Genomic DNA, 11,628 nt, shown 5'->3' with positions numbered 1-11,628 from the left:
CAATAATTACTCCGCGGGCCGCTTCTTTTGTTTATACTACACCGGCCGCACCGCCCGTCCGCGCCCGGGCACCCCCCCCCCCGCAAACCCCCGCGCGCCCCGCCCGGCGAAACCCGGCGGGGGCGCTCGGCGCCGGGACGGAGGCTGCGCCTCCGTCCCATGAGCGGTAGGCCATGTCGGACTCGAACCGACAACCAACGGATTAAAAGTCCGCTGCTCTGCCAATTGAGCTAATGGCCCTCCAGGGTGCTCACCCCAGAGCATAGCCGGACAGCGCCGCTCAGCCGATCGGGTATCGACCGACCGGCCTGTCGCCGTCACTTCACAGGCGCACCGGACGCCGGGGCGCGGACGGGACACCGGTGGCTGTGACGTTCCCGGAGGCCCTGAATCGGCGCCCTTCGTCCACTGATGCGGCAGCGGAGCGAGCGTCAGTTCGACGGGGTGCCGTGGGTCCTGCGGCGGACGGTACGGCCGTGAGGGCGCCGTGGCCGTGGCCGGCGCGCGTGGCGGCGTCCGGCACCATCTGACCGTTGCATGCGTCCCACGCACGAACAGGGCCCCCACGACCGGAGTCGCGGGGGCCCTGTCAGGGGTTCAGCTCAGCTGTGATCAGCCGTTGCGCTTCCAGCGCGGCTTGTCGTCACGACGGCCGCCGCCGAAGCCGCCGGTGGAACCGGAGCCGGACGGACGGTTGTCGTCGCGGCGGCCGTACGGACGGTCGCCGGCGCCGCCGGCGCGGAAGCCACCGGAGGGACGGTCGTCACGACGGTCACGGTTGAACGGACGGTCGCCGCCGGAGCGGAAGCCGCTGCCGGAGGTGCGGTCGTCACGGTTGTACGTGCCGTTGCCCGTGGACGGGCGGTCGCCACCGGAGCGGAAGCCACCGGACGGACGGTCGTCACGTCGGAAACCACCACGGTCGCCACCACGGTCATCGCGGTTGAAGCCACCCGACGGACGGCCGCCGCGGTCACCGCGGTCGTCACGGCGGAAGCCGCCACGGTCGCCGCCACGGTTGTCGCGGTCACCCCCGCGGTTGTCGCGGCGCTCGAAGTTGCCGCGGTCGTCGCGCTGGGCGCGCTGCTCCTCGCGGCGCTCCTGCGCGGCCAGCTCGGCGGCAGCGGCGGCGGCGGCAGCCGCGACCTCGGCCTCGGCGGCCTCGGCCACCTCGGCGACAGCGGCCTCCGGGTCCTCGCCGCGCTCACGGGCGGAGCGGGCGACCAGGCGGTCGGCCTCCTCGCGCAGCTCGACGGCACGGCGCGACAGGCGCTCAAGCTGCTTGGTGAGCTCGGCGACCTCACGCTCGGCCTGCTTGGCGGCGTTGTTCGCGGAGTCGGCCTGGACCTCGGTCAGCGAACGGGCACCGGTGATCTCGGCGACCTCCGGCTCGAAGGCGCCGGCGCCCTGGACGATGTGGCGCGAGGCGTCGACGCCCGCGTCCTCCATCAGGCGGAAGATCTGGCGCCGCTGGTGCGGCAGCGCCAGCGACACGACGACACCGGACTTGCCGGCGCGAGCCGTACGGCCCGAGCGGTGCAGGTAGTCCTTGTGGTCGCCGGCCGGGTCCACGTTCAGGACCAGGTCGATGCCGTCGACGTGGATGCCGCGGGCGGCGACGTCGGTGGCGACGAGCGCGTTGACGTAGCCGTCCTTGAAGTCGGCGAGGACGCGGGTACGGGCACCCTGCGTCATGCCGCCGTGCAGCGCGTCGGCCTTCACGCCGGCCTCGACGAGCTGCTCGGCGATGCGGTCGGCGCCCAGCTGGGTGCGGACGAAGATGATGGTGCGGCCCTTGCGGGCGGCGATGGCGGCCGTGACCGGCGCCTTGTCCTTCGGCTTCACGACGAGCACGTGGTGCGTCATGGTCGTGACGTTGCCCTGGGCGCTGTCGACCTCGTGCGTGACGGGGTTGGACAGGTAGCGCTTGACCAGGGTGCCGATCTCGTTCTCCATGGTGGCGGAGAAGAGCATGCGCTGGCCGCCGCCGGGGATCTGGTCGAGCAGCTCGGTGACCTCGGGCAGGAAGCCCAGGTCGGCCATCTGGTCGGCCTCGTCGAGGACGGCGATCTTGACGTTCTCGAGGGAGCAGGCGCCACGGTTGATGATGTCGCGCAGGCGGCCCGGGGTGGCGACGAGGACGTCGACACCGCGCTCCAGAGCGTAGATCTGGTTGCTCATGGAGGTACCGCCGCAGACGACCTTCATCTTCAGGCCGAGGACGTCGCCGTAGGGCTGGAGGGCGTCCGCGACCTGCATCGCGAGCTCACGGGTCGGCGTGAGGATGATCGCGCGGGGCTTCTTCTTCTCGGTGTGACCGCCGGCCAGCGAGGCCAGGGTCGGCAGACCGAAGGAGAGGGTCTTGCCGGAGCCGGTGCGGCCGCGGCCGAGGATGTCCTTGCCGGCCAGGGCGTCCGGGATGGTCGCGGCCTGGATCGGGAAGGGGGCGGTGACGCCGTTCTGGGCGAGCTTGCGCACGATGCCGTCGGGCAGACCGAGGTCGCCGAAGGTGATCGTGGGCTCCGCGTCAGCGTCGGCGTCGGCGTCGTCGAAGTCGTCGGCGGAGTCCTCGAAGGACTCGTCGGACTCGTCGGACCCGTTGGCCGCTACGTCGGCCTCAAGGGCCTCGATGATCTCGTCGGCCTCTGCGGCCTCGATGGCCTCGGTGACCACGAGGGCCTCGGCGTCGATGATCTCGTTGGAGTCGTTCTCGGGCATGACGGAACGGTCAGAACTGGAAATGGACATGCGAAATGCGAAACCTTCCGGAGTCTCGGCACGCGCCCAAACTCCGTGAATCGCAAATCGACCGCCTCAATGCGGTCAGCCACGGCTAGGGAGAGTACGCGCCACACGGCGCTCTTCGGATTCGGCGCCGGGCAATGGGATCAAACGATCTATAACCATACGCACCCTCCCCGGGGTCTGGCAAGTCGCCCCCGAAAAATGTCTCTGACCTGCGAAGACGCTCCCGGTCCGTCGGACCCGCCGTACCCCGGAGGCCGATGTCGGGCCTACGGTTGCGGCACCGGCTGGGTGGTGGGCTCGGGCTCCGGAACGGTCGGAGCCGGCGTGGGTTCCGTCACAGGGGGAGTCGTGGCCGGCGGCTCCGGAGTCGGACTGACCGACTGGTGCCCGCCGCCAGGCCCGCCCGCTCCACCGGAGCCGCCGGAGCCGCCCGCACCGCCGGAACCGCCCGCCGGGGGCTCCTGGGGACCCTGCCCGCCCGCTCCGCCGCCCGGACCCGCCGACGGCACGGGCACCCCCGGCGGGCCGCTCGGGGCGCCCGGGCTGGGCGAGGCGCCGATCGCCCCGGAGGCCTTGCCGTCCTCCTTGGGCTTGCCGTCCTGGCTCCCCGTACCGTCCTTCGCACCGTGTCCGTTGCCGTGGACCCCGGAGCCCCTGCCGGAGGCGGCCCCTGCGCCTGCCTCGGCCCCGCTGCGGCGGTCCCCCGCGGAGGAGGGGCCGGGCTTCGCCGCGTCCTCACCGACACTCATGCATCCGGCCGTCGCCGCGACCGCGAGCGCGGTGACGGCCAGTCGGAGGGAAGCGGACAACTGGCGCACGGGGGCACCTCCGGAGCCTGAGGGCGAGCGTTCCGCATGAGCGGGTCAATGTGCCCAACTCCCTCTGACCCGTAAGGGACACGCCCTCACGCGAACAGCTGTCGCGCCGCCTGTGACCCGAGGTGCACCGCGCCCAGCCCCACCAGCACCGACATCACCACGTTCGCCGCGGCCAGGAACCCCTGTCCGCGCTCGGCCAGCCGCAGCGTCTCGTACGAGAACGTCGAGTACGTGCTCAGCGCCCCGCACAGCCCGGTCCCCAGCAGCAGCTCCAGCCGCGAGGAGGCCGCCCCGGCGAACACCGCGCCGGCCAGGATCCCGAGCAACAGGCAGGCGGCCGCGTTGACCACGAACGTGCCCCAGGGGAAGACCGCATCCGGATCGTCCAGCCGCTTCTGCACCGCACGGTCCGTCAGATAGCGCAGCGGCGCGCCGACGACCGCGCCCGCCACCACGAGCAGCCAGTTCAACGGGAGCGCACCCGCCGCCCCCGGACCGCGAACCGGGTCACCGAGGCACCCGCCCACACCGCACCCAGCGCCGCGACCACCGTGAGCCCGGCGTAGGCCAGGGCTGTCCCCGCCTCGCCCTCGTCCAGGAGCCGGGAGAAGTCCATGGCGTAGGTGGAGAAGGTGGTGAAGCCGCCGAGCACCCCGACCCCGGCGAAGGGCCGCAGCAGCGGATGCGGCGCCGTCCGGCCGCGCTCGCTGATCAGGACCATCAGTACGCCGATCAGCGCGCTGCCGGAGGCGTTGATCCACAGGGTCGCCCACGGGAAGGCCCCGGGCCCGGCCGGCCACAGCAGCGCGATCCCGTACCGCGCCGAAGCTCCGGCCGCCCCGCCCGCGGCCACCGCCGCGAGCACCCGGCCCTGCGGCTCGGCGCGCTGCGCGGGGACGTGCAGGTCGACGTCCGGGTCGATCGCCTCCGCGCCGGGAACCGGCCGGCTCACCCGTACCCCAGCGCGTGCAGCCGCTCGTCGTCGATCCCGAAGTGGTGGGCGATCTCGTGCACCACGGTGACCTCCGTCTCCGCGACCACGCTCTCCCGGTCCTCGCACATCCGCAACGTGGGATTGCGGTAGATGGTGATCCGGTCCGGCAACACCCCGGCGTACCACTCGCCGCGGTCCGTCAGCGGAGTCCCCTCGTACAGCCCGAGCAGCTCGGGGTCGTCGGTCGGCGGCTCGTCCTCGACGAACACCGCCACGTTGTCCATCAGCCGCGTCAGCTCCGGCGGGATCCGGTCCAGGGCCTCTGCGACGAGCTCTTCGAACTCCTCGCGCGTCATCTCCAGCACCCGGCCATTGTCGCTCCGGGGGAAACCGTTTTGGCGATAGCTCCCCGGATCCCATATGCTTCTCACGTCCCCGACGCGCTGGAAAGCGCCCAGGCGGGCCTTTAGCCCTCATCGTCTAGTGGCCCAGGACGCCGCCCTTTCAAGGCGGTAGCACGGGTTCGAATCCCGTTGGGGGTACGCATTACCGTGTGCAAGACTTGGTCTCGCACACTGCAAGGTCCTGTGGAGCAGTTGGTTAGCTCGCCACCCTGTCAAGGTGGAGGTCGCGGGTTCAAGTCCCGTCAGGATCGCTGAAGCCGGAAACGGTTTCGTGGCTGGGTAGCTCAGTTGGTACGAGCGATCGCCTGAAAAGCGATAGGTCGCCGGTTCGACCCCGGCCCCAGCCACCATCAAGAAGGCCCCGTCCACCGGACGGGGCCTTCTGTGGTCAGTCCCCCGTCATCTCCGCGGCGCCTTCGGCCTCCGCCCGCGTCCGGCGGCGCCACTGGACCAGGCCGACGGCCCCAGCCCCGGCGGCGACCAGCCCGAGCAGCGCCCAGTCCGGGACCGCGCCGGCCAGGGTCCGGACCCGCTGCTCCACCGCGAACGAGTCGTCCACGTCCAGCAGTCCCGGCAGCGCGCTCGCCCCGTCGTAGACGAGGAACAGGGTGCCGAGCGTGAGGAAGAACAGCCCGGACAGCAGCGAGGTGGTGTGCAGCTCGAAGCGGCCCACCGAGAACGCCCGCCCGCGCAGCCAGCGCCGCCTGCCCAGGTCGAAGCGCTCCCACAGCAGGGCCATCAGGAAGAGGGGCACGGCCATCCCCAGCGCGTAGACCGCGAGCAGCAGGCCGCCGTAGACCGGGCTGGCGCTGACCGCCGCGACCGTCAGGACGCTGCCCAGGATCGGCCCGGCGCAGAAGCCGGCCAGCCCGTAGACGGCGCCCAGCGCGTACACGGACAGGGCGGTGGTCGGCCGGATCCGGCCCGACAGTTCCGAGATCCGCTGCGAGGCGAAGCCCAGGCCGAGGATCTGTGCGAGCCCGAGCGCGATGATCAGCCAGCCGCCGGCCAGGACGAGCTGGTCCCGGTTGCCGTGGAAGAACCGTCCCGCGTACGAGCCGGCCGCCCCGAGCGGTACGAGGGTGCTCGCCAGGCCCGCGTAGAAGATCCCGGTGCGCGCCAGCAGCCGTGAGGGGGAGTCGATCGAGTACGCGAAGAAGGCCGGCAGCAGCAGCGCGCTGCAGGGGCTGAGCAGGGCGAGGAGGCCGCCCAGCAGGGCGGCCAGGTATCCGATGTCGGTCACTGCTGCGCCGCCGCTGCCTTCGCCTGGGCGATGGCCTGCGTGAAGGCGTCGAGCGGCTGGGCGCCGGCGATCGGCCGGCCGTTGACCAGGAAGGACGGGGTGGAGGTGACCCCGATGCGGTAGCCCTCCTCCTGGTCCTTCTTCAGGGCGGCCGCGGCCTGTTCGCCCGCCATGTCCTTCGTGAAGCGCTCCAGGTCGGGGACGCCGGCCTCGCGGGCCAGCTCCAGGAGCCGCGGCTCGGCGAAGCCCTTCTCCTTCGAGCCTTCGGCGTACGCGGCGGCGTGGAAGGCGGCGAAGCGGTCCTGTCGGCCGGCCGCCCAGGCGGCCTTGGCGGCGGCCTCGGATTCGGCGCCGAAGATCGGGAAGTTGCGCCACTCGATGCGCAGGGTGCCGTCCTCCACGTACTTCTTCACGAGCTCGGGCTCGGTGTCCCGGGCGAACTTGCCGCAGTAGCCGCACTTGAAGTCGGAGTACTCGATGAGCACCACGGGCGCGTCGGCGCGGCCCACCGCGAGCTTGTCGCCGGAGTCGCGGCGGGCCAGCGCCTGGAGCGCGGCGGTGGTGTCGTTCCGGGGCGCGGCCGAGGCGGAGGACCCGGGGGAGCGGCCGGGGGATCGGTCGGCGGAGCTCTTCCCGGCGGGCGCGGTGGCCTGCCAGGAGACGAGGCCGAGGGTGATCGCGGCGACGGCGACCCCGGCGGCGTACAGGAGGGGGGCAGGCTTCTTGGAGGGCTTGGAGGGCTTGGAGGGAGTGGAAGCGGACATGCGGGTGCTCCAGTGCTGCTGGTGGTGGGGCGGGGCTGGTGGTACCGGTGGCCGACACGCCCTAGACCCGCATCACGGACAGCTCCACCGGGCCGGGGGCGGGCCGGTCGGGGCCGCGTACGACGGCCCGTACGGGCATCGCCCCCTGCGGCTTCCCCTCCTCGGGCACCGGCCGCCCCGCCGGAACCTGCCCGTGCTCGCCCTGGGCACGGGCCGGGACGGCGGGAAGCCCGTCGTGGTCGGGAGCCCCCGGCCCACAGGCCGGACCACCTCCGTCGGAGAAGGCGGCGGCGGAAACGGAGCCCGGGTTGGCAGTCGCGCCGAATCCAGAGGCCGACGCGGACGCCGGTGCCGACGCCGCTGCCAGAACCAGGGCTTGTGGCAGGGCCTTCGCAGGGGCGGCGGGAGCGGACGAGGTCGGGAGCAGCACCGCGAGGAGCACCGCCGTCACGCCGGCCCACACCATCGACGCGGCGCGGGCCAAACGGCGGGGGCGGGACAAGGTGGGCTGCCTCTCACTCGTACGGCCGACGGACTCGTCCCGAAATGGTACGGGTCCACCCGACAAATGCGTTCGCCACCCGGCGGGCCCAGGTGAGATCCTCGATCAGGTATGTCTACTTCCTTCGCCGCCCTGCAGACGCTTCTCGGGGAGATCTCCCTCCGTGACGCGCACCGCCTCGGCCGCCGCCTCGAGGGCGCCCGCCGTATCCGCAAGCCCGAGGCCAAGCAGGCCGTGCTCGACGAGATCGCCGCGGAGGCCGCGAAGGCCGCCGAGCGACTGGCCGGTCGCGCCTCGCGGATGCCGGAGGTCACGTATCCCGAGAACCTCCCCGTCAGTCAGAAGAAGGACGAGATCGCCGAGGCGATACGCGACCACCAGGTCGTGATCGTCGCGGGCGAGACCGGCTCCGGCAAGACCACGCAGATCCCCAAGATCTGCATGGAACTCGGCCGGGGCGTCCGGGGCATGATCGGGCACACCCAGCCCCGCCGGATCGCGGCGCGCACCGTCGCGGAGCGGATCGCCGAGGAGCTGAAGTCCGAGATCGGCCGGACGGTCGGCTGGAAGGTCCGCTTCACCGACCAGGTGGACCAGGACGCGACCTTCGTGAAGCTGATGACGGACGGCATCCTGCTCGCCGAGATCCAGACGGACCGCGAGCTGCGCGCCTACGACACGATCATCATCGACGAGGCCCACGAGCGGTCCCTGAACATCGACTTCCTGCTCGGCTACCTCGCCACGCTGCTGCCCAAGCGCCCCGACCTCAAGGTGATCATCACCTCGGCGACCATCGACCCGCAGCGCTTCTCCCGGCACTTCGGCGACGCGCCGATCGTCGAGGTCAGCGGGCGTACGTATCCGGTGGAGGTCCGCTACCGGCCGCTCCTCGAGGAGGAGGGCGACGACAGCGACCGCGACCAGATCACGGCCATCTGCGAGGCCGTGGACGAGCTTCAGTCGGAGGGGCCGGGCGACGTCCTGGTCTTCCTCTCGGGCGAGCGCGAGATCCGTGACACCGCGGACGCCCTGAACAAGCGGAATCTTCGCTTCACCGAGGTGCTCCCGCTCTACGCCCGCCTCTCGCACGCCGAGCAGCACCGCGTCTTCCAGCGGCCCCCTGCGGGAACAGTCCGCCGGATCGTCCTGGCCACCAACGTCGCCGAGACCTCCCTGACCGTCCCCGGCATCAAGTACGTGATCGACCCGGGCACCGCCCGGATCTCCCGCTACAGCCACCGCACCAAGGTGCAGCGCCTGCCGATCGAGCGGATCTCGCAGGCCAGCGCCAACCAGCGCAAGGGCCGCTGCGGCCGTACCAGCGACGGCATCTGCATCCGGCTGTACTCCGAGGACGACTTCAACGCCCGGCCGGAGTTCACCGACGCCGAGATCCTGCGGACGAACCTGGCCTCCGTCATCCTCCAGATGACCGCGGCGGGCCTGGGTGAGATCGAGAAGTTCCCCTTCATCGACCCGCCGGACCACCGCAACATCCGCGACGGCGTGCAGCTGCTCCAGGAACTCGGGGCCCTGGACCCCGCGGAGAAGGATCCGTCGAAGCGCCTCACCCAGTTGGGCCGCCAGCTCTCCCAGCTCCCGGTCGACCCGCGGCTGGCCCGCATGGTCATCGAGGCCGACAAGAACAACTGCGTCCGCGAGGTCATGGTCATCGCGGCGGCCCTGTCCATCCAGGACCCGCGCGAGCGGCCCTCGGACAAGCAGACCCAGGCCGACCAGAACCACGCCCGCTTCAAGGACGAGACCAGCGACTTCCTCTCGTTCCTCAACATGTGGCGCTACGTCCGCGAGCAGCAGAAGGAGCGCGGCTCCTCCTCCTTCCGCCGGATGTGCAAGCAGGAGTACCTGAACTTCCTGCGGATCCGCGAGTGGCAGGACATCTACTCGCAGCTGCGCACGGTCGCCAAGGGCATGGGCATCCACGTCAACGAGGCGGACGCCCCCGAGCAGGTCGTCCACGTCTCGCTGCTGGCCGGTCTGCTCTCGCACATCGGGCTCAAGGACACCGACAAGAACGAGTACCTCGGCGCCCGCAGCGCCAAGTTCGCGATCTTCCCCGGCTCGTCGCTCTTCAAGAAGCAGCCGAAGTTCGTGATGTCGGCGGAGCTGGTGGAGACCTCGCGGCTGTGGGCCCGGGTGAACGCCAAGGTGGAGCCCGAGTGGGTGGAGCCGCTGGCGCAGCACCTGATCAAGCGCACGTACAGCGAGCCGCACTGGGAGAAGGACCAGGCGGCCGTGATGGCCTACGAGAAGGTCACGCTGTACGGCGTACCGATCGTCGCCCAGCGGAAGATCAACTACGGCCGGATCGACGCCGAGGTCTCGCGCGAGCTGTTCATCCGCAACGCGCTGGTCGAGGGCGACTGGCGGACCCACCACAAGTTCTACGCCGACAACCGCAAGCTCCTCACCGAGGTGGAGGAGCTGGAGAACCGGGCCCGGCGCCGCGACATCGTCGTGGACGACGAGACCCTCTTCGACTTCTACGACCAGAGGATTCCCGCGCACGTGGTGTCGGGGGCGCACTTCGACTCCTGGTGGAAGCACAAGAAGCGTGAGGAGCCCGAACTCCTCGACTTCGAGCGGGAGATGCTGCTGACCGAGAAGGCGGCCGGGGTCACCAAGGCCGACTACCCGGACACCTGGCGGCAGGGGCAGCTGAAGTTCCGGGTGACGTATCAGTTCGAGCCGGGCGCGGACGCGGACGGCGTGACCGTCCACATCCCGCTCCAGGTGCTGAACCAGGTCACCGACGAGGGCTTCGACTGGCAGATCCCGGGCCTGCGGGAAGAGGTCGTCACCGAGCTGATCCGCTCGCTGCCGAAGCCGATCCGCCGGCACTACGTGCCCGCACCGAACTTCGCCGGCCGCTTCCTGGACACGGCGGTGCCGCTGCAGGAACCGCTGCCCCTCACGCTGGCGCGCGAGCTCCAGCGGATGGTGGGGGTCCCGGTCTCGGCCGAGGACTTCGACCTCAGCCGGATCCCGGACCACCTGAAGATCACCTTCCGGATCGTCGACGAGCGCCGCAGGAACCTCGCCGAGGACAAGGACCTGGAGGCCCTGCGGCTCAAGCTGAAGCCCAAGGCGCGCCAAGCCCTCTCCAAGGCCGCCGCGGCCACCGCCGAGCGGGCGGGCGGGGAGTCCGTGGAACGCTCCGGGCTGACCGACTGGACCATCGGCACACTGACGAAGGTCTTCGAGACCCGGCGGGCCGGGCAGCCGGTGAAGGCGTACCCGGCGCTGGTGGACGAGGGCGCGACCGTCTCCGTACGGCTCTTCGACACCGAGGCCGAGCAGCAGCAGGCGATGTGGCTGGGCAGCAGGCGCCTCATCCTGCTGAACATCCCGGTCAATCCGGCGAAGTTCGCCTCCGACCACCTGACCAACCAGCAGAAGCTGGCCCTGTCCAGGAATCCGCACGGCTCCATCCAGGCGCTGTTCGACGACTGTGCGACCGCGGCGACCGACAAACTGATCGCCGACCACGGCGGCCCGGCGTGGGACGAGGCGGGCTTCCGCAAGCTCTACGAGGCCGTCCGCGCCGACCTGGTGGACACGACCGTGCGGACGGTGAGCCAGGTGCAGCAGGTGCTGGCCGCCTGGCAGGCCTGTGAGCGCCGCCTGAAGGCCACCGGCAGCCTCGCCCTGGCCGCCAACATCCAGGACGTCAAGACGCAGCTCGCCGCCCTCATGCCGGCCGGCTTCGTGACCCTCACCGGCCTGCGCAGGCTGCCGGACCTCATGCGGTACCTGGTGGCGGTGGACCGTCGGCTCCAGCAGATGCCCACGGGCGTCCAGCGCGACACCACGCGCATGCAGAAGGTCCACGAGATGCAGGACGAGTACGCCTGGCTGCTGGAGCAGCTTCCCCAGGGCCGGCCCGTCCCGTCGTCGGTGACCGACATCCGCTGGATGATCGAGGAACTGCGCGTCAGTTACTTCGCGCACGCGCTCGGGACGGCGTACCCGGTCTCCGACAAGCGGATCGTGAAGGCGGTGGATGCGGCGGCCCCGTGATCCGGTTCGACTGCACCCCCTGAGCTGCGGTACAGTCTGATTCGCAGCCGCCGAGCGGCCGCAAATCAAGGACCTGTGGAGCAGTTGGTTAGCTCGCCACCCTGTCAAGGTGGAGGTCGCGGGTTCAAGTCCCGTCAGGTTCGCAGAAACGTCAGGGCCCGCATCCTCAGG

Annotated in this window: 9 protein-coding genes and 5 tRNA genes; 5 read left to right on the top strand and 9 right to left on the bottom strand. The window is 71.0% G+C overall.

Features of this window, described 5'->3' with window-relative positions; all coding sequences use genetic code 11:
- Positions 1 to 167: 167 nt before the first annotated feature.
- From ACWGIF_RS36645 to ACWGIF_RS36620, 6 genes are all read right to left on the bottom strand, one after another.
- Positions 168 to 240, bottom strand: a tRNA-Lys gene (locus tag ACWGIF_RS36645).
- 372 nt (positions 241 to 612) lie between these two features.
- Complete coding sequence (locus ACWGIF_RS36640; protein WP_453504043.1) at positions 613 to 2,718, bottom strand: DEAD/DEAH box helicase; 2,106 nt, start codon at positions 2,716 to 2,718, stop codon at positions 613 to 615.
- A 296-nt stretch (positions 2,719 to 3,014) separates the two neighbouring features.
- Positions 3,015 to 3,566: a hypothetical protein gene (locus ACWGIF_RS36635; RefSeq protein WP_453504041.1), complete on the bottom strand. Its 552-nt coding sequence runs from the start codon at positions 3,564 to 3,566 to the stop codon at positions 3,015 to 3,017.
- Positions 3,567 to 3,652: 86 nt separating this feature from the next.
- Positions 3,653 to 4,036, bottom strand: a complete 384-nt coding sequence (gene crcB, locus ACWGIF_RS36630) for a fluoride efflux transporter CrcB (protein WP_453504040.1) — start codon at positions 4,034 to 4,036, stop codon at positions 3,653 to 3,655.
- Positions 4,033 to 4,518, bottom strand: coding sequence for a fluoride efflux transporter FluC (locus ACWGIF_RS36625; protein ID WP_453504038.1), 486 nt, complete (start codon positions 4,516 to 4,518; stop codon positions 4,033 to 4,035). The genes crcB and ACWGIF_RS36625 overlap by 4 nt, the downstream gene beginning before the upstream one ends.
- Positions 4,515 to 4,865 (bottom strand): metallopeptidase family protein, encoded by a 351-nt coding sequence (locus ACWGIF_RS36620; protein ID WP_453504037.1) that lies wholly within the window; start codon positions 4,863 to 4,865, stop codon positions 4,515 to 4,517. The genes ACWGIF_RS36625 and ACWGIF_RS36620 overlap by 4 nt, the downstream gene beginning before the upstream one ends.
- Before the next feature lie 104 nt (positions 4,866 to 4,969).
- Between ACWGIF_RS36620 and ACWGIF_RS36615 the strand changes: the two genes are divergently transcribed.
- From ACWGIF_RS36615 to ACWGIF_RS36605, 3 genes are all read left to right on the top strand, one after another.
- Positions 4,970 to 5,042: transfer RNA gene (locus ACWGIF_RS36615), tRNA-Glu, on the top strand.
- A gap of 39 nt (positions 5,043 to 5,081) precedes the next feature.
- Positions 5,082 to 5,155, top strand: a tRNA-Asp gene (locus ACWGIF_RS36610).
- A 22-nt stretch (positions 5,156 to 5,177) separates the two neighbouring features.
- Positions 5,178 to 5,254: transfer RNA gene (locus ACWGIF_RS36605), tRNA-Phe, on the top strand.
- Positions 5,255 to 5,292: 38 nt separating this feature from the next.
- On the opposite strand, the gene ACWGIF_RS36600 is transcribed toward ACWGIF_RS36605, so the two are convergent.
- From ACWGIF_RS36600 to ACWGIF_RS36590, 3 genes are all read right to left on the bottom strand, one after another.
- Complete coding sequence (locus ACWGIF_RS36600; protein WP_453504035.1) at positions 5,293 to 6,147, bottom strand: cytochrome c biogenesis CcdA family protein; 855 nt, start codon at positions 6,145 to 6,147, stop codon at positions 5,293 to 5,295.
- Positions 6,144 to 6,911 carry a DsbA family protein gene (locus ACWGIF_RS36595; protein WP_453504034.1) on the bottom strand — a complete coding sequence of 256 codons (768 nt, stop codon included), beginning with the start codon at positions 6,909 to 6,911 and terminating at the stop codon, positions 6,144 to 6,146. Before ACWGIF_RS36595 ends, ACWGIF_RS36600 begins: the two co-directional genes overlap by 4 nt.
- Before the next feature lie 61 nt (positions 6,912 to 6,972).
- Positions 6,973 to 7,362 carry a hypothetical protein gene (locus tag ACWGIF_RS36590; RefSeq protein WP_453504033.1) on the bottom strand — a complete coding sequence of 130 codons (390 nt, stop codon included), beginning with the start codon at positions 7,360 to 7,362 and terminating at the stop codon, positions 6,973 to 6,975.
- A gap of 162 nt (positions 7,363 to 7,524) precedes the next feature.
- Here ACWGIF_RS36590 and hrpA point away from each other — a divergent pair, with 162 nt between their 5' ends.
- Complete coding sequence (gene hrpA / locus ACWGIF_RS36585) at positions 7,525 to 11,457, top strand: ATP-dependent RNA helicase HrpA (protein ID WP_453504031.1); 3,933 nt, start codon at positions 7,525 to 7,527, stop codon at positions 11,455 to 11,457.
- Between the two features lie 69 nt (positions 11,458 to 11,526).
- Positions 11,527 to 11,600, top strand: a tRNA-Asp gene (locus ACWGIF_RS36580).
- Positions 11,601 to 11,628: the final 28 nt, after the last annotated feature.

The sequence above is a fragment of the Streptomyces sp. NPDC054849 genome, from assembly GCF_053610945.1.
The sequence above is the reverse complement of the archived record's forward strand: the minus strand, read 5'-3'. Positions and strand labels throughout refer to the sequence as shown.

Coding starts and splice junctions, on each gene's coding strand:
- ACWGIF_RS36640 (WP_453504043.1), bottom strand. CDS start 2,718: ATGCCCGAGAACGACTCCAACGAGATCATCGACGCCGAGGCCCTCGTG.
- ACWGIF_RS36595 (WP_453504034.1), bottom strand. CDS start 6,911: ATGTCCGCTTCCACTCCCTCCAAGCCCTCCAAGCCCTCCAAGAAGCCT.
- hrpA (WP_453504031.1), top strand. CDS start 7,525: ATGTCTACTTCCTTCGCCGCCCTGCAGACGCTTCTCGGGGAGATCTCC.